Consider the following 18,194-nt stretch of genomic DNA (forward strand, 5'->3'; position numbering starts at 1 on the left):
ATAGGAATGGATTTAATTGATCGGGGTATCATACAACAAAAATATGATCGCTATGTTGAGCATTACAATGAGTCAAACAATCTTATTGGTACTTATGCTGAGTTATTGACAATAAAAGAAGGTCTCCAACAGCGACTCCAAGAGTTAGATGAAAAGATCGAATTATTTATTGATGATATAGAATACTATTTGGAGAAAATGCACGATTCTACTACCTCATCGGACAGAGAGAACATAGAAGAGGATTTGGTAGCATCCAACCATGTAAGGCTTGTAGAAAATATCATTGAGCATATCAAATGGGAGGTAGGCCACTTCTTACATATTTCCCAACCAAATGATTTTATCAATCAAAATTATAGGCAGATTGATAAAGTTTTCAATGCTTATCAACACCATGGACAAGAGCAAAAAACGAACAGAGCCTTGGAAGCTATAACTTTTTACGGAAAGGAATATGAGCAAGCTTATTACCATCTTAGAGGGATAAAGGCAGTTACGAATAAAATTATTGATGGAGACTATCCTACAGAGCTAAAGGATTATATAGATCTAAAAGAACAGGAAAAGAAAGAGATTTCTGAAGAGTACTTGCCTCATCATAATACTCGTGAAGGGTTAGTTGAGGACTTAAAGAAGGTTATTGATACTATTCAGACACAACCCCGGTTTTTTCATAAAGATGGTACAATTAAGCATACTACCGTAGCAGGATATGCTGTTTCTCAAAAGTGGTTTGCCGACAAGCATGGTTATGGAGAGAGAGGACTTCATGGGCATATTAAAAAAATAAGCGAGGGTATGAAGAGTACATGAATAGTACTTACTCTTCTTAATCTTTTACGTGCAGTACCGGTAACATGCGGTCAGTTACAAACGAAAACACTAAAAGTAATTGACCGTTATGGAAAAATTAATACGCCCACAAGTACTCGCAGACCAATTAGGAATCGGCCTATCTACCCTTTATGACAGGATGAAGGAGCCTGACTTTCCTCGAAAAGTCCAGATCTCGAAAAATGCTGTTGGGTTCCGTGAGTCTGAAATCATGGAATGGATAGAAGCTAATACCGAAAATAAAGCAACTCATAAATTAGTGGAATAATGAGGTCAGATCTACTATAGGTAGGTGTGATCTCTAATACCATCACCATAGAGGCAAACAACAAAAATGGTGAAGAGGTAAGCCTACCTGAATTCCCGGATTACGTACATAAGGATGCCCAAAGTATTGCTGAGTTATATCGTCAACTAGGTGACCAGCCTAATGCATTTGAGCCAAACCTATCATACGTAAGGGAAAATTATCCTGCCTTTGAATGGCCTGAAATAAGAAAATTAATACAAAACTACTTTTTAAAATGCAGCAATTAACACCTGAAATATTAAAGAATGGTGTGCTAAAACATGCCAAACCACCCTCCCCTACGCCTCACGAAGAAGTACTCAAAAGACTCCTCGGCATGGTAGAGGACGTGAACTTTTACCAGGAAGCTGGAACCGATAAGCCCAATAAGAAGCACTATGTTGTAATCACTATTGAGAAAATATTAGAGCTGGCCGAAAACAATAATTGGGGTCTTTGCAAAAAGCATGACTTTATCTACTTGTACAATGGTGCTTACTGGAATCAGCTTGAGGAAGACCAATTGGAAACTTTCTTAGGTCAAGCAGCCCGAAAAATGGGGGTCAATAAATTTGATGCCCATTACTATCAATTTCGTGAAAAGTTGCTCAAGCAATTTATGAGTTTTGCTCATCTACCAACTCCAGAAAAGCCGGACGAGCTTGTTCTTGTAAACCTTAAGAATGGAACCGTTGAAATTAATCCAGCGAGCAAAGTGCCGGTTAAGATTCGCCCACCCAAGCAAGCGGATTTTTTAACATATCAACTTCCGTTCAGATATGATAATAAGGCGTCTTCGCCAAGATTTACCAAGTATTTGGATGAGGTACTACCTGATAGGGATATGCAGCAGTTGCTTGCTGAGTTTGTTGGGTATGTTTTTGTTAATACATCTACACTTAAGCTTGAAAAAGCGTTAATACTACTTGGTCCGGGTGGGAATGGCAAGAGCGTGTTTTTTGAGATTGTCAATGCCCTCCTTGGTAATGAAAACGTCTCCACCTATACCCTCCAGTCGTTAACAGACAAGTCTGGGTATTATCGGGCAAAGTTAGCTAACCGACTGGTTAATTATGCGAGTGAGATCAATGGGAGTATGGAGACGTCTCTTTTCAAGCAATTGGTCTCGGGAGAACCTGTTGAAGCTCGCTTGCCCTACGGCGAACCCTTCACACTCACCGATTATGCCAAGCTCATCTTTAACTGCAACGAGCTACCAATCGATGTTGAGCATACCAATGCCTTTTTTCGGCGATTTATGATTGTTCCTTTTGACAAAACCATACCCGAAGATCAGCAGGATAAAGAGTTAGCCGCTAAGATTATTCGGGACGAGCTTTCAGGGGTGTTTAATTGGGTCTTGGATGGACTTCAAAGGCTTTTAAAGCAAAGAGGATTCACATCCTGCGAAACAGTAGAGCAACAAAACGAAAAGTATCGCATGGAGTCAGATTCGGTGCTGAAGTTTTTGAATGAAAGTGAATATGTGAAGTCTATTGAATTATATGTAAGGCTATCAAAGATCTTTAGTGAATATAAAGGGTTTTGCGGTGAAGATGGTTACTACCCGGTTGGGAAGAGTAAATTTAAAAAGCGACTTGAAAATAGCGGAATCAAGGTGATGCGGAAATCGGTTGGCAATGTTGTTTATCTAAGAAAACCCCAACAATAAAAACTTTTCTTTTGAACCTGCATTTGCTACATCAGCTACACAGTACCTTGACTTAGACGGTGTAGAAGCCCTTTGGATGTAGGAAATGCAAGAAATGCAGCTCTATAAAAAACTTTTTTATGAGACAGGATATTACAACATATCGTTACAGACTTGACGAGAGTAGTAAGAAGTTCCAGTGTCCGCAATGCCGAAAGAAGCGGTTTGTTAGATACAAAGACTATCAAACCGATAAGTATTTTGATGATGAATATGGACGTTGTGATAGGGAAAGCAGCTGTGGGTATTTTAGAGATCCGTACAGGAATGGCTATGGGCAAGAGGATGATTCCTATTGGCACGAAAGAAGCGTTTTAAAAGCAGAACCCCAATGTATCGACCACATACCTCAAAAGTTTTTTACGGCCAGTTTAAAAGGCTATAACCAAAATCACTTTATCCAATATCTGCACTCGCTTTTTGGCAGAGAGGTTGTTCAAGAGCTCATAAACACCTACCATATTGGCACTTCCAAACATTGGGACGGAGCAACGGTCTTTTGGCAGACTGATATCCGGGGTAGGATCTGTACTGGTAAAGTAATGTTATATGATACCTCTGGCCATCGAGTTAAAGACCCTTATCCACATATTCATTGGGTACATAGTCTATTATATGATAGCTACAATCTTCAGCAGTGCTTGTTTGGGGAGCATCTGCTCTCGGATGATAAAAGAACTCCTGTCGCTATTGTTGAAAGTGAGAAAACAGCAATAATTAGTAGCGTATATTTCCCAGAATTTATTTGGCTGGCGGCAGGATCTAAGTCTAATCTTAAACCTGAACGTTGCAAGTCATTGATGGGACGAAGTGTGACGCTATTTCCGGATTTAGGAGCTTACCAGGATTGGCAACAGAAAGCCGAAAGTCTATCATACTTTTGTGACATTGGAGTTTCGGATATCCTTGAAGCAAGTGCTGATAGTAATGACAAAGAAGAAGGATATGATTTGGCTGATTATTTGATTCAGTATAAGGTTGATGGATTTCTTAAAGCCGCAGAGTCTATTAACACTAATATCGAAGTTGTACTAAATGAAAAGGGATATCCAGCTTCCTGGGATGATCTTTGATAGTTATTTAAAATTGGGCTAAAGCTATTGTTTGTTGGTAATTCTTCCCATTTGCTCAGGTCCATTTTTTTTCAATTAAAATGACAGGGGCCCAAGTTGGGGCCAAGCAGGGGTACAAGCTAGGGGCCATGCTCTTAAAAGTCCTCTTAGCAATGCATAAAGGGTGTTTTAGCTTATTTGATAAGGGGCCCAAGCTCATAACCTCTTATAAAATTCTGGAGTATTGGTACAAGATTCTTTTCCAGGCAATTATATTTCTAATTATTGGCAGTAAACAAAGAATAATGCCGAAATATAGATATGATTGACTATGCCAATGACATAATATTTTGATGATGACATAAGTAATGTCATTAGTGAATGGTATTTAAACTCTTGACCAGTTTTAGTTATTAACTGCAAAAGGGGTCGAACTTCCGCCCATTTTGCAGGTGATAGCTAAAGTGATCAGATTAATATGATGCCATGTCTTAAGTATTTCTGTAAATATTACTGTAGACTGACGACAAAAAATAAGGAGAGTATTATGATTTTACTCAAGATATGAAGAGTGTCGGAACGGAAATATTAAGGATTAATGGATAGTACAACAATTGTGTAAGTGAAATGGGGCAGAAATTTTCTACGAAAGGGGACAGTGATCTCCAAAATAGTTATAAATGGGAAATATGGAATTGCTACAGTAATTAATTGAATTAACAGCAAAGGTACATTAGTTTAGTTTTCAAAAACGTTGTCTGTTCATTTTAAAACACATATGAGGTTCTATAATGCCTGAAATTCAAAAACTACTTGACCGCATCGAAGAAAATGCAATTGTACTACCTGAATTTCAGAGAGAGTTTGTTTGGAAGAAGAGTCAATCCAAGGAGCTAATAAACTCTCTTTATGAAGGGTTCCCGATTGGGAGTTTATTAGTTTGGGAGACAGAAAATCCTCCTGAAATTAAAAATGATGCTGTAGCTCAAGATGTACATAAACTGTTTAACGTTTTACTTGATGGTCAACAACGCTTAACTGTTTTATATCTCCTTATCAAGGGTGAAGTACCGCCTTACTATACAGAAGATGAGCTTCATACAGATCCTCGAAATCTCTTTTTTAATGTACGAAAAGGGATATTTCATTTTGAGAATAGACCTGTAAGAAACGATCCTGAGTGGGTTCGAATTACCAAGATTTTCCAAAATGATTTGGGAGGTACTGATATAGTAAGAGGAATGTCGGACGATCAAATTAATAAGATTGGTGCAGATAAATTTGATCTCGCAGACCTTTATGATAAGCAATTAAAGAAAATTCATCGAATACGAAATAGAAGTATTCCTGTAGAATCCCTTCCCAAATCAGCAGATATACATGAAGCTATTGACCTTTTTGATCTTATTAACTCCCAAGGAACTCCTTTAAGTGATGCCGAACTGGCATTAGCTCATATGGGAGCCCAATGGCCCCATGTAAGAAGAAAAATAAAGGAGAAACAAAATGAACTTAAAAAGCGGGGCTATGATTTCAAGCTAAATTTCTATGTAAAAGCAATGATAGCCGTTGTTACGGAGTCCATGACTTATGAAAAAATATATGACACTCCTGAGGAAGAACTTAAAGCCAGTTGGGAAAAACTCTCTCGTAAAAATGGCGTATTTGATTATCTTTTCGACGTTCTTGAACATCAAGGCTATATGCCTGATTCATCTTTTATCACTACAAGAGATACCCTCATCCCCTTCCTTACGTATATTTATCAGCAGGATTGTAAGCTAGGTGAGAAAGATAAAAAGGCTTTCCTGCGCTGGGTTTATTCTGCTTTAATGTGGCGCAGATATGGAGGCTCAGCAGACTCTACCATTGAATCTGATTTATCATTACTAAAGACAGTAAATCCTACTAATCAACTGCTTGAAGAAATTAGATCTGAAAGAGGTCGCCTAAAAATAGAAGCCTCAGATCTTGAAATGAGTACCAAGCGCAGCAAACATTACTACAATATGGTAAGAGTTGTAATACGAGCAAATGATCCCATTGATTGGGCAACGGGTCATCCAATTAAGGGTACTTTTGATTTAGAGTCACATCATATTTTTCCTAAAAATATCTTATACGACAAATATGATGGAATGAATTCTGAACACAGAAAATTAGTAAATGAAATTTCTAATAGAGCTTTTATAACTCCAAGAAGTAACAAAATTATTGGGGGTAATCATCCCTCTGAATATCTACCTGAAATCAAAGAGAAAAACCCTTCAGCATTAAAAAATCAATTCATTCCTGAGAATGAAGAGCTATGGAGGCTGGAATATTATGAGGAGTTTTTAAAACGAAGAAGGGAACTTCTTGCAGATGCTATAAATAACTTTATGGAAAGTATAGTTGAAGGGGAAGATGTAAGCGGGGAAAAACCTACTATCGAAAACCTTATATCGCAAGGAGAAAATGAAAAAGTAGAATTAAAAGAAACATTACTTTGGGATGTTTATCGGGGACAACCAAATAAGGATTTAAAAACAGAAATAGCTAAAGAAGTATGTGCTTTTGCAAACAAAAATGGAGGCAATGTTATAATTGGCGTAAATGATAAAAAAGAAGCTGTTAGCATTGACAGGGACTTGGCTTTAATGAAGGATGGATTAGATGATTTTGAACTCCAGTTAAATCAAGAATTACGAAATCGATTAGGAAAAGTTTATACCTCTGTTTATACAGATTTAGAATTTCAACACATAAATGGGAGTCAGCTTGCTATAATAACAGTAGAGCAAAGTCCAGATCCTGTATATTTTGAGGAAAATGGAAGGAAAGAGTTTATTGTCCGTCAAGGCAGCTCTTCCATCTCATTAGACGTAGAAGAAGCCCGAAAATATCAAGATGAAAACTTTTAGTTTTTAATACAGAATACTCATGTGTGCAAAGAAAGCATTATTTATTGTTAGCTTAGGAGAGAATGGTGGGCGAAAGTACTTCTATTCTGTTGATAAAATTCAAGAGTGGATTACTTATGAACTCAAGTACTGGAATTGGGTTCCTAATACTAATTTTAATCAGAAAAGAGATTTAATCCAGAAGCATTTCAAGCCAATTCAAAATCTCAATAAAGAAATAAACAATTTAGATCGGGATAGAGATGATTTTGATGAGAGATTAAGTCGGGTAGAAAAACAAATAAACAGCCTATACGGTAACAATAACATTTTTCATTCATCTCATCCTAAAGCTAAATATGTCAATAAACTAAAAAATAATAATAAGGTAAGGGCATCTTATACTTTATCTTATTTTTATGACATTAATATCAATAGCAATAGTGGTGATTATATAATTGGATTACTTCATGGATTCTTATATGACAGAGATATTAATGCATTTGATGAGAGCAATAGGGAGGTTATACAAGAATTAGAAATCTCATTAAAAGAACATGTTGAGGATTTTAAAAGAGTAATCAATGAAAAGAAGTCTGCTCTTGAATCCTTAATAGAGGATAAAAGAACTTCATTAACAGAGAAAGAAAAAGAGTTCAATAATGTCATTGAGAACTCAGAAAAAGAACTTTCGCGAATAGAAAATGTTTACGACCAGAAATTAGCCTTACAATCTTCTGTAAGGTATTGGAAGACCAAAGGAAAAAGCCATGAAAACTTATCTGAAGACTATCAAAGATATTTTGGTATAAGCTTACTAGTTACAGTTATTATTTTAGCTGCAGAATTTTATTTCTTCCTTGGAGACTATGGAATAGAAAATGCACCACCTTATTGGGTTACAGCTATAGTAGTTCTTACTGGAGCTGGTTGCATTTGGATAGCTAGAATATTAGCGAAAATATTTTTATCGAACATCCATTTAAAAGCTGATGCTGAGGAAAGAAGAGTAAAAATACTTACGTTTCTATCTCTATTGAGAAGGGAAGATGCTATATCAAAGGAAGATAAAAAGGCCATCTTAGCCACACTATTCCGACCATCTTCTACGGGAATTCTTAAGGAAGATAAGTTGCCTAGTACTTTTTGGGATAAACTAACCCAACAATAAGATTATAATTAATAATGTTAGCTTTTCGGGGTGTAAAGCACTTAAGATTGCTCAATAAACTCACGATACATTTCTCTGACATATTTTGTTGGTGATTCATCTTTTGCAAGGTAATCTGCCATATCAATTAAGTCATTGTCTGTAAGTGTGATAATAATTTTATCATCTTGAAGTTTGCGATATGCCCTTTGATCATCTAAACCATCCTTTGATCGCGCGACAAGAAAGCCCATTCGACCTTTTTTGTCATTTAGACGACCAGCTATTTGGTGGAACTCCTCATTAGATAGATCCTCCATATTTTTAAGCTCAAATATCACAACAATATTTCCATGTCTTTCTTTGATGTCTTTCCAGAACCCTTTATCCGCGGTGTTTTGGAAGGTAATATCTATTATCTCTCTGCCATCATGTGTTTTAACTTGCGATTTTGGATCAATCAAATGTGGGTCAAAAAGTTTTTGAAGTATTTCTATACCTAATTTTTCATACTTTTTTGCATGGTTATTTCCCGAAGGTAATTCTCTTAGATTTCTGATTAAATCATAGATTGTAGCATCAGTTTTAAGATATGGCCGATTTTGAAGCAGATCGAGTAGTGAATCTTCGTTTATTTTCTCAAAAGGGTCATCATGTTTAGAACGCATTTTTTGAATTGCAGATGCTACTTGTTGGCCATGTTTGCTACATAGCTTAAAAAGCTTCTCAATTGCTTCTTGATCATTTTTTGGCGGTACGTGGTCTACTATATCCACAAGCTCTGGGAGGGTGTTATCATGGAAATCTTCTAAACTCCAACTGTCAAATTTATGCGCTTGTCGTATATAATCTACTAATGTAGTTTTAGCCTCATGAGTAGTTACTGGCTCATTAATGAAGTCTAAGTCATAAAGTTTGCTGGCTTCATCCCATTCATCAGTATTTGAGGCATAAACGCCAAATCTTCTATCTACACACTGAGAACAGCCTCCACAATGTGTTCCATATTCAAAGTTCAAGCGTCCTTTTCCACATGATACTGAGCTTGGGATTAACTTCTCGTAACCCAGGTCGGATATATTCTTGACTATATCCGTTTTTGTCTTTAATAGAAAGGGATTTTCAATTGAAAAGTTGTCTTCATTTATGAATTGAAATAATTTTTCAAGTAAAGATAATACCTTCGGATGGGTTGTGCGACTTGTACGAGCATTAAATTGATCCTGCCTCTTTTTAAAATTTAAACTCGTCACACCATTTTCATATACATAAAAATCTTCTTGTTTTAGCACATAACTAATTGAAAAAGCTATTGCTGTAAAAAGTAGAGAACGAGTGCGTTGTGTTTCTTCCCTGGCCTTTGTCTTGCTTAGATTACACCGAAATGTATAATGTTTTAATCTATCAGGATATTTCTTTGAGATTGCCTTAACTAATTGGTCTTGTGTCCTCATCATTACACTTTGAGACCGATAACTTACAAGACATACATCATCGGAGGTTTGCTCTAAATGTTTTAGGGTTCCGGAAAGTGAATCCAGACCACCTGAAAATAAGAGTGTAGATGTTTCTGACTTTTTGGAAAGTTCGAATTCATCAGTATCAAATAGATCTGCTCGTGGTGTAGAATGACCTCTTTGAAATGTGAAAGCATATGATTCATCCCCTGACATAAAAGTCAGTGCTTCAGTAAGTGTATTTTTAACTTCTGCTTGTTGCCAAAAGTCGATGTCCCGAACTTTTACTACAAAATGGAATTTTCGAGACCAACTGTGGTATTCCACTGCATCTTTAGCTCCTCGAGAAACTAATCTATCAGCAGAGAAGATATAAGTAGCTATTTCAAGTAAATCCAGTATTCGGTTGGGCAAGTGATAAGCCTGGCGAACAAAGTCGGGTAATCCTAATGAAATATTCCTTTTATTATCTGCATCATCCCTGTACTCAAGTGTTAGTGGCTCCCGGTCAATATCCTGTAGCTTTTCTGGAATACTGGCAGAATTGCAAAGAACTATTTGTGGAGGATCTGATTTATCCATAATTATTCCTCCCTTAACAGCTCTTCATTAATCTTACCGAAGGCGTATTCTAAAAAGTTGCTGATCTTTTCATCATCTGGAAGGGTATTTTTTGCATGTTTATTGAACCAACCAGCTGCAAGGGATTGTGTTATTTTAGAAGTCTCATATGAATGTCTCGATATTTGATCTGAAAATTGTTCTCTTTTTTCAAGCGAATTAATTTTATGAGAGGCTTCACGCTCAAGAAAGTAATTGAGATAATCTTCTATAAAGTTGGAGAAAAAAGAACGTGAGAGCTCGCTAAAGCCACTGCCTTTTCCTGCTTCCTTCCAAACTTCATAGTTATTATCATCATTTTCGAATAAAGTACTTTGATTAGTTCGGTGTTTCTTATTCCATTCTACGATAGTATCAGTAAGGGCATCAAAAGCCAGGTTACTATATTCTTCGGACTCAGTATTCTGTTCAATCCATATTTTTGCAGTTTGAGTAAGTTTTAGAGGTGTTGGGTTTTCAGGTAAATCGATCTTAATCGATTCATGTTTTAAGCTTTCTTTTCGTGGCTGTAGCGAAAGTTGTACTAAAAACTCAAAAGCTGCTTTTATACCCTGGTCATATTTAAGATTTGGAATGCGTAGCCTTACATTCTGAATAGTTTTAGAAGCAATCTTTTTTACTTCAGCATCAGAAGTTTCTGAATACTCTGATAAGTAGTCAACTACCTCTTGCCAACGTTTTGATCTAGGTAATGCGCCTAGTCTTTCATGCCCCATTTTATAAAAATTTAGTTTTCGATCTCTTGACTTTTAATCTTTGTGGTTAATTAACCAAAAGCAAAATATAAATAATGCTTGTAAGAAGCTGTATAACAACTATTAGGGAGCTTGGGTGAATTTCTGTTCTATTTATGCCGGTTTGTTTATAAATATCTTAACGCTTTTCATTTCGGTTACTTCTGTTATTTTTAGACAAAATTGTAAAACTAAGATTAACAGTCTCAATGGATAAAGCGGAACAGCAGTTTTTAAAAAATCTTGAAAAGAAACTATGGTCGGCAGCGGATAAGCTGCGCAACAGCTTGGATGCCGCTGTTTATAAGCATGTCGTATTAGGTCTTATTTTCCTTAAGTATGTTTCTGATGCTTTTGAGAATCGGCGCCAAGAATTGAGAGAGCATTTCCAAGATCCGGAACATGATTTTTATATGCCTCGGGAGCATTTTGATGAAGAGGAGGAATACCAAGATGCTATAGAAGCAGAATTAGAGCTACAGGATTATTACACCGCGAAGAATGTTTTTTGGGTTCCAGCACTGGCACGTTGGGAAACCCTTAGAGAGTACAATAAAGTAGCACCAGGTACAGAAATAGAACTCCCGGATGGTGAAACTTATGAGTTTAAAAATACTGCTCGCCTTATTGATGATGCCAATGCGGCTATTGAGGCAGAAAACCCAAAGCTCAAAGATATACTCAATAAAACCTATTCACAGCTACGGCTTCCACCTGGGAAATTGGGAGAGTTGATTGACCTCTTCTCTGATACGGATTTTAATGCTGATGAATATGATGGCAAGGAAATTAAGCTTGATTCCAAAGATATATTGGGACATGTCTATGAATATTTTCTGGGTGAGTTTGCTCTTGCCGAAGGTAAAAAAGGCGGACAGTATTACACACCTAAAAGTATTGTGAAGTTGATGGTTCGTATGCTAAAGCCTTTTGAAGGCAGGGTGTATGACCCAGCAATGGGATCCGGTGGGTTCTTTGTGCAAAGCGAAGATTTTATAGAGGAATACGGAGGTAAAATTGGACAGATTTCGGTGTATGGGCAAGAAAGCAATCCTACAACCTGGCGATTAGCTGCTATGAATATGGCCATTCGTGGGATTGATTTTGATTTTGGAAAGCGTCCAGCTGATACATTTACCAACGACCAGCACCCGGATTTACGTGCCGATTATGTGATGGCGAACCCTCCTTTTAATGTAAGTGATTGGTGGGACGAGAAATTGGCCGATGACCCACGATGGGAGTACGGAACACCGCCTGAGAGTAACGCTAACTTTGCATGGTTGCAGCACATGTTATATCACTTGGCACCTGACGGAAGTTTGGCCCTTCTACTGGCAAACGGCTCGATGAGTTCGCAGACCAGTGGTGAGGGGGAAATTCGAAAGAATTTACTGAAAGCCGATTTGGTAGAGTGTATCGTTGCACTGCCGGGACAACTTTTTACCAATACACAAATTCCAGCCTGTATTTGGTTTTTGACAAATAACAAGGTGAACGGTACAAAAACTCCGGATGGGGAGTCTCGTGGCAATAGGGCTGGTAAAGTTCTATTTATTGATGCACGTGACAAAGGCTATATGAAAGACAGGGTACTACGTGACTTTAAAGAAGAAGAGATTAATGAGATTGCCCAAACTTTGACTGACTGGCAAAAGGGTAATGAGGCATACCAGGATATCCCTGGGTATTGCAAGTCAGCTTCTTTAGAAGAGATTCAAAAGAATGACTATGTGCTAACACCTGGGCGGTATGTGGGTACTTCTGAAACCCAAGAAGATGGGATCCCGTTTGCGGAAAAGATGGAAAAACTTACTGGTAAGCTAAAAACACAGTTCGATGAGAGTGATGATTTAGAATCAAAGATCAAAGAAAATTTAGCAGGATTTGGATATGAAGTCTGAATGGATTGAAACGACAATAGGCGATTTTGCTCCATTTACTTATGGAAAAGGCCTAAAAAGTGATTTGCGAGAAGAAGGTAAGGTCCCTGTATATGGATCTAATGGTCAAGTTGATACACACAACGAAGATTATGTAGAGTCAGCTGGAATTATTATAGGCAGAAAGGGGAGTGTAGGAGAAGTTCATTTGAGTGATGTGCCATTTTGGCCTATTGATACAACTTTTTATGTGACTAAAAGTGATTTGGAAGAACTTTGGTTTACATACTATTTATTACAAAGTGTGGGTTTAAACACCATGAACTCTGATAGCGCAGTTCCTGGACTAAATAGAGACAGAGCCCATTCTGTAGAAATTAAAATACCTGCAGATATACAAGTTCGGAAAAAAATTGGACGCTATTTACATCTTTTCGACCAAAAAATTCAGCTTAATCAGGAAATTAAAAAAAATCTTGAATCTATAGCACAAGCAATTTTTAAAAGCTGGTTTGTAGATTTTGATCCTGTACAAGCTAAAATTCATGCGAATAATGAAGGCAATGATCCTGTTCGAGCGGCCATTGCGGCCATTACAGGTATATCCTTAGATCAAGACTGGGAGAATATAGAAGAGGACTTGAAGCAAAAGTTATCTGATATGACTGAATCTCAGCTTAATGAACTCAAACAGACGGCTACCTTTTTCCCTAATGAATTTGAAGGTTCCGAATTGGGAGAAATTCCTAAAGGGTGGCATGTTGGAACTGTGGGTGAGCTCTGTGGTGCACAAGGGGGTTATGCTTTTAAAAGCAAACTATTTAATGATCATGGAGGCAATCCTGTCGTAAAAATTAAAAATATAAAAGAAAACTTTAGTGTTGACCTTCAAGATTGCCAATATCTTTCTGATCAAGATATTTCCGGAAAAGAAAGATATGAATTAACAGATGGAGACTATGTTATTGCAATGACTGGGGCTACAGTTGGGAAAACAGGTATAGTGGTTTCAGATAGTGATAAGGTTCTATTGAATCAGAGAGTAGCAAAATTCACATCAGAAGAATTTAATAAAAATATAAACTGGTTTATCCATTCAGCTTTTTTAGCAACAAATCTTCGAGAGAAAGTGGAAAGTGTTGCCAGAGGAAGTGCTCAACCGAATATTAGTGCAAGTGGTATTGAATCAATAAGTATGATTATTCCAAGTAAGGAAATAATAAAGAGATTTTTAAGGATTGTAGATCCACTATTCCAGAAATGGGTCATATCTACTAAAGAGAATCAACAATTAATGCAGTTAAGAGATTTGCTTTTGCCACGCTTAATTAGTGGAGAGATTACTACATAAATTATGGCTGATTACTTTAGTTACTTAAAAAACGAATTTGATGATTATCTGGGAGAAGAGGGAACTGTAGAAATTCTTGACTTTGAATATGAAAGACATGAAGTACTTAAGGCAGTTGATCGAAATACATATAATTTAGCTTTTGATGATTGGTGTGAGGGAAGAAAAGATACGCTAAAAGAATTATATCAGGAGATATTAAAGATAGATGAGAATGAAAATCGACTAAGAAATTTAAAAGAAGCTTATGTAAATAATAAGGTTGTTCCATTTATTGGCGCGGGTATGTCAATACCAAGTAATTACCCGGGATGGACAAACTTTTTATTCACTTTACAAAGTAAGTCACAAGTTGATGAGGATAAATTTGAAGAGATGATTTCTGATGGATTATATGAGGAGGCTGCAGAATTAGTTTATAACGACTTAGGTGATAATGTTTTTTATGAATTATTTGATAACAGGTTTGATGTAAAAAATGAGTTAAGAGGTTGTATTCAGCTTGTTCCACAAATATTTGATGGCTTAATGATTACGACTAATTACGACACTGTAATAGAAAGATCATTCAGTCAATATTCTAAGGCTCATTTAGAGAAGTTATGTGGAAATGAGATAGAGGAAATTCGAAGGTACATATCGTATGGTGAAAACCTTTTGGTAAAGCTTCACGGAACATCTATAAGAGCAAAAAATAGAGTGTTAACCAAGACGGAATATGACGAAGTATATTTAAAAGAGAATATCATTCAATCTTTATTTAAAACATTGTCAAACCAAACATTACTTTTTCTGGGTTGCAGTTTAAACAATGATAGGCCTGTAAGAGTTATGCAAGAAGTAGTAGAAGAATTTGGAGCAAACCAAGTTGGGAAACATTATGCTTTGATGGCTAATGGTGATGATATAGATATTAATGAAAGAACAAGGTCTTTAGCATCAGCAAATATTTTCCCGATATGGTACCAAGAAAACACTCATGATGAATCAATAGAGTCAATTTTAAGAGAACTAATTTATTGCAAGGAATAAAGAATATTTTCCTATTAAATAAGTCGAAGTTTATAATTGTCTAATCATTAAAATGACTGAAAACAAATTAGAAAAATTAACTATTGGATGGTTTGAAGGTAATGGATGGGAAACATCATCAGGTACAGATATAGATGTAGATGCTAATAATTCTTTAAGAGAGAGCTATTCCCAGGTACTATTAGAACAGCCTTTGAGAGAAGCCATAAATCGTATTAATCCATCTCTGTTGGATAAAGAAATAGAGGAGGCAATCCATAAACTTCGCACGATAGACCATCCAGTACCAGTTTATCGTAACCGTAGGTTCCAACAGATGCTTGTTGATGGCATACCAGTAGAAGTAGAACGTGATGGAAAAAAAGAAATGGAACCCGTACGTGTAATTGATTTCAATAATCAATCACAAAATAGTTTTCTTGCGGTCAATCAATTTACAATTCAGGGAACTAAGCAGCCCAGGCGTCCCGACGTAGTTGCTTTTATAAATGGGATACCGATTGCGGTCATAGAATTAAAAAATCCGGATAACGAAGATACTGATGTATGGGATGCGTTTAACCAGATCGAAACGTATAAAGATCAGGTTGCTGACCTGTTTGATTATAATGTAGCGAACATAATAAGTGATGGCTATACAGCAAGAGTTGGTTCATTAACTGCTAACACCGAATGGTATATGCCATGGCGGACAATAAAGCATGAAGACGATAAACCACAGTTTGAGTTTGAGTTGCAAACAATGGTAAAAGGGTTTTTCAAGCCGGAACTATTGTTAGATTATATTCGTCATTTTATCATTTTTGAGGAGGAGGGCGATAACTTAGTTAAGAAGATTGCTGGATATCACCAATTCCATGCTGTTAGAGAAGCTGTTAGAGCGGTAATTACAGCCTCTCAAGCTGATGAGAGTAAAGTTGAAGAACCTAAGACCAGCTATGCAGATGAGGTTGAGCCAGGTTCAAAAAAAGGAGGAGTAGTATGGCATACCCAAGGTTCGGGTAAGAGTATTTCAATGGTATGTTTTGCAGGAAAACTACTTCAACGGCCAGAAATGAAGAATCCAACTATTGTAGTTGTAACCGACCGTAATGATTTGGATGGTCAGCTTTACCAAACATTTTCTGCTGCAAAAGATTTATTGAAACAGAAACCTATTCAGGCGGATAGTAGAGAAGATTTGAGAAAGCGACTCTCTTCACGTTCTTCAGGGGGTATTTTTTTTACTACAGTTCAGAAATTTTCGCTCGAAGGAGAAGAAAACCGTCACCCTTCCTTGTGTGATCGACATAATGTTGTTGTTATTTCAGATGAGGCACATAGGAGCCAATATGGGTTAAAAGCAAAATTCAGAGAATCCGAGAACCGATACGTATATGGGTATGCTCGCCATATGAGGGATGCATTGCCTAATGCTACTTTTATTGGATTTACCGGTACCCCCATTTCCATGGAAGACCGGGATACTCAGGCGGTATTTGGAGATTATGTAAGTATTTATGATATCCAAGACGCCGTTGAAGATGGAGCCACTGTTCCCATTTACTATGAGAGTCGCTTGGCTAAGCTTGATGTGAACAGGGATGAAATAGAGGAATTAAGTAACCAGGTAGAAGAAGTAGTTGAAGATTATGAGGATGAGGCAACACGAGAGCGTACCAAAGGAAAATGGGCAACTCTTGAAAAGTTAGTTGGTTCAGAACCCCGAATTAAACAGGTTGCTGAAGATTTAGTAGGACATTTTGAGAAGCGTCTTTCCCAAATTGAGGGAAAGGCAATGGTAGTAGGAATAAGTCGGGAAGTATGTGTTCGCTTGTATAACGCAATTACAGAGTTGCGCCCAGACTGGCATGATGATGAGCCTGAAAAGGGAGCTATTAAAATTGTGATGACTGGCTCTGCTTCTGATCCGAAACATTATCAACCACATATTCACAGTAAAAGAGTTAAAAAACGAATAGAAAAACGCTTTAAAGATCCAAGCGATTCGTTAAAGATGGTCATTGTATGTGATATGTGGCTTACAGGTTTTGATGCTCCCTGTTGCCATACCATGTACATTGATAAGCCAATGAAGGGACACAATCTTATGCAGGCCATAGCGCGTGTTAACCGGGTCTTCAGAGACAAGCAAGGTGGTCTTGTTGTAGACTATATTGGCATTGCTAATGAACTGAAACAAGCATTAAAAACCTATACCGATTCAAAAGGTAAAGGAAAGCCGACCCTTGAAGCAGAGGAAGCATATAGTATACTTATTGAAAAGTTGGATATCATTCGTGGTATGATGAATGGGTTTGATTATTCTGATTTTGAAGAAAAAGGTCATGAGTTGGTCGTCCCCGCTGCCAATCATGTCCTTGGTCTCGAAGATGGAAAAAAGCGGTTTATGGATACGATTCTTGCTCTTAATAAAGCACATTCGTTATGCGGTACCCTCGATGAGGCAAAAGAATTAGAAAAAGAGATTGCCTTTTTTAATTCAGTGAAGTCTGCTATTAATAAATTTAGCACTGTTGAAAAAAAGAGAGCAGAAGAAGAGAAAAATTCAATACTTAAACAGATTTTAGACAATGCAGTAGTTGCAGAAGGTGTAGAAGATATTTTTTCTGTTGCGGGACTGGAAAAACCACAAATTGGCCTGCTTGACGATGAGTTTTTGGAAGATGTGCGAAAGATGAAATATAAAAACCTCGCCGTGGAGCTCTTGGAAAAGCTGCTTAAGGACAAAATAAAGTCCAGAACCAGTACCAATGTTGTTCAAAATAAGAAGTTTAGTGATCGACTTTTGGAGACAATGCGAAAGTATCACAACCGCGCCATAGAAACGGCTCAGGTAATTGAAGAGCTGATAGAGATGGCAAAAGATTTCAAAGAGTCAATTGAACAAGAAGAAGATCTTGGACTTAACCATGATGAAGTAGCTTTCTATCATGCTTTAGCAGAAAATGAGAGCGCCGTGAGGGAATTGGGGGATGAAGTATTGAAAGAGATTGCCGTTGAAATCACCCAAAAACTGCGTAAATCAACGACAGTAGATTGGCAGAAACGGGAAAGCGTTAGAGCTAAACTTAGAATATTGGTCCGTCGTACGCTTCAGCGATATAAGTATCCACCGGATAAGCAAAAAGAGGCAATGAAATTGGTTATGGAGCAGGCAGAAGCGTTGGCAGATCAGTGGTCAAGTAAATGATA

Annotated in this window: 12 protein-coding genes; 10 read left to right on the forward strand and 2 right to left on the reverse strand. The window is 37.1% G+C overall.

Features of this window, described 5'->3' with window-relative positions; translation table 11 throughout:
* The first annotated feature begins 6 nt into the window (after nucleotides 1-6).
* The 6 genes from ACT3IB_RS04410 (at nucleotide 7) to ACT3IB_RS04435 (ending at nucleotide 7,942) form a co-directional block, all read left to right on the forward strand.
* Nucleotides 7-816 (forward strand): hypothetical protein, encoded by an 810-nt coding sequence (locus ACT3IB_RS04410; protein WP_491537820.1) that lies wholly within the window; start codon nucleotides 7-9, stop codon nucleotides 814-816.
* Between the two features lie 88 nt (nucleotides 817-904).
* On the forward strand, nucleotides 905-1,105 hold the full coding sequence (locus ACT3IB_RS04415) for a helix-turn-helix transcriptional regulator (RefSeq protein ID WP_142715850.1): 201 nt from the start codon (nucleotides 905-907) through the stop codon (nucleotides 1,103-1,105).
* Between the two features lie 256 nt (nucleotides 1,106-1,361).
* On the forward strand, nucleotides 1,362-2,798 hold the full coding sequence (locus ACT3IB_RS04420) for a DNA primase family protein (RefSeq protein ID WP_491537821.1): 1,437 nt from the start codon (nucleotides 1,362-1,364) through the stop codon (nucleotides 2,796-2,798).
* A gap of 119 nt (nucleotides 2,799-2,917) precedes the next feature.
* The gene (locus ACT3IB_RS04425; protein WP_491537822.1) at nucleotides 2,918-3,910 is read left to right on the forward strand and encodes a DUF6371 domain-containing protein; all 993 of its coding nucleotides are present in this window, start codon (nucleotides 2,918-2,920) and stop codon (nucleotides 3,908-3,910) included.
* Between the two features lie 770 nt (nucleotides 3,911-4,680).
* On the forward strand, nucleotides 4,681-6,792 hold the full coding sequence (locus ACT3IB_RS04430; protein ID WP_491537823.1) for a GmrSD restriction endonuclease domain-containing protein: 2,112 nt from the start codon (nucleotides 4,681-4,683) through the stop codon (nucleotides 6,790-6,792).
* A gap of 19 nt (nucleotides 6,793-6,811) precedes the next feature.
* Nucleotides 6,812-7,942 (forward strand): DUF6161 domain-containing protein, encoded by a 1,131-nt coding sequence (locus ACT3IB_RS04435; RefSeq protein WP_491537824.1) that lies wholly within the window; start codon nucleotides 6,812-6,814, stop codon nucleotides 7,940-7,942.
* A 41-nt stretch (nucleotides 7,943-7,983) separates the two neighbouring features.
* On the opposite strand, the gene ACT3IB_RS04440 is transcribed toward ACT3IB_RS04435, so the two are convergent.
* Both ACT3IB_RS04440 and ACT3IB_RS04445 read right to left on the reverse strand, forming a co-directional pair.
* Nucleotides 7,984-9,960, reverse strand: a complete 1,977-nt coding sequence (locus tag ACT3IB_RS04440; protein WP_491537825.1) for a 7-cyano-7-deazaguanine synthase — start codon at nucleotides 9,958-9,960, stop codon at nucleotides 7,984-7,986.
* Nucleotides 9,961-9,962: 2 nt separating this feature from the next.
* Complete coding sequence (locus ACT3IB_RS04445) at nucleotides 9,963-10,715, reverse strand: hypothetical protein (RefSeq protein WP_491537826.1); 753 nt, start codon at nucleotides 10,713-10,715, stop codon at nucleotides 9,963-9,965.
* Between the two features lie 227 nt (nucleotides 10,716-10,942).
* On the opposite strand from ACT3IB_RS04445, the gene ACT3IB_RS04450 reads away from it, so the two are divergent.
* The 4 genes from ACT3IB_RS04450 to ACT3IB_RS04465 are packed head-to-tail and all read left to right on the forward strand — an operon-like array spanning nucleotide 10,943 to nucleotide 18,192.
* Nucleotides 10,943-12,637, forward strand: a complete 1,695-nt coding sequence (locus tag ACT3IB_RS04450) for a class I SAM-dependent DNA methyltransferase (RefSeq protein WP_491537827.1) — start codon at nucleotides 10,943-10,945, stop codon at nucleotides 12,635-12,637.
* Nucleotides 12,627-13,967 carry a restriction endonuclease subunit S gene (locus ACT3IB_RS04455; RefSeq protein WP_491537828.1) on the forward strand — a complete coding sequence of 447 codons (1,341 nt, stop codon included), beginning with the start codon at nucleotides 12,627-12,629 and terminating at the stop codon, nucleotides 13,965-13,967. The genes ACT3IB_RS04450 and ACT3IB_RS04455 overlap by 11 nt, the downstream gene beginning before the upstream one ends.
* Before the next feature lie 3 nt (nucleotides 13,968-13,970).
* Nucleotides 13,971-14,999, forward strand: coding sequence for an SIR2 family protein (locus tag ACT3IB_RS04460; protein ID WP_491537829.1), 1,029 nt, complete (start codon nucleotides 13,971-13,973; stop codon nucleotides 14,997-14,999).
* Between the two features lie 52 nt (nucleotides 15,000-15,051).
* Nucleotides 15,052-18,192: a type I restriction endonuclease subunit R gene (locus ACT3IB_RS04465; protein WP_491537830.1), complete on the forward strand. Its 3,141-nt coding sequence runs from the start codon at nucleotides 15,052-15,054 to the stop codon at nucleotides 18,190-18,192.
* Nucleotides 18,193-18,194: the final 2 nt, after the last annotated feature.

This window comes from Fodinibius sp. GM21, assembly GCF_058386955.1.

Bases quoted from the DNA above. Each gene is read 5' to 3' on its own strand.
- ACT3IB_RS04445 (WP_491537826.1), bottom strand. From the start codon at position 10,715: ATGGGGCATGAAAGACTAGGCGCATTACCTAGATCAAAACGTTGGCAA.
- ACT3IB_RS04415 (WP_142715850.1), top strand. From the start codon at position 905: ATGGAAAAATTAATACGCCCACAAGTACTCGCAGACCAATTAGGAATC.
- ACT3IB_RS04430 (WP_491537823.1), top strand. From the start codon at position 4,681: ATGCCTGAAATTCAAAAACTACTTGACCGCATCGAAGAAAATGCAATT.
- ACT3IB_RS04450 (WP_491537827.1), top strand. From the start codon at position 10,943: ATGGATAAAGCGGAACAGCAGTTTTTAAAAAATCTTGAAAAGAAACTA.
- ACT3IB_RS04420 (WP_491537821.1), top strand. From the start codon at position 1,362: ATGCAGCAATTAACACCTGAAATATTAAAGAATGGTGTGCTAAAACAT.
- ACT3IB_RS04465 (WP_491537830.1), top strand. From the start codon at position 15,052: ATGACTGAAAACAAATTAGAAAAATTAACTATTGGATGGTTTGAAGGT.
- ACT3IB_RS04455 (WP_491537828.1), top strand. From the start codon at position 12,627: ATGAAGTCTGAATGGATTGAAACGACAATAGGCGATTTTGCTCCATTT.
- ACT3IB_RS04460 (WP_491537829.1), top strand. From the start codon at position 13,971: ATGGCTGATTACTTTAGTTACTTAAAAAACGAATTTGATGATTATCTG.
- ACT3IB_RS04440 (WP_491537825.1), bottom strand. From the start codon at position 9,960: ATGGATAAATCAGATCCTCCACAAATAGTTCTTTGCAATTCTGCCAGT.
- ACT3IB_RS04425 (WP_491537822.1), top strand. From the start codon at position 2,918: ATGAGACAGGATATTACAACATATCGTTACAGACTTGACGAGAGTAGT.
- ACT3IB_RS04410 (WP_491537820.1), top strand. From the start codon at position 7: ATGGATTTAATTGATCGGGGTATCATACAACAAAAATATGATCGCTAT.
- ACT3IB_RS04435 (WP_491537824.1), top strand. From the start codon at position 6,812: ATGTGTGCAAAGAAAGCATTATTTATTGTTAGCTTAGGAGAGAATGGT.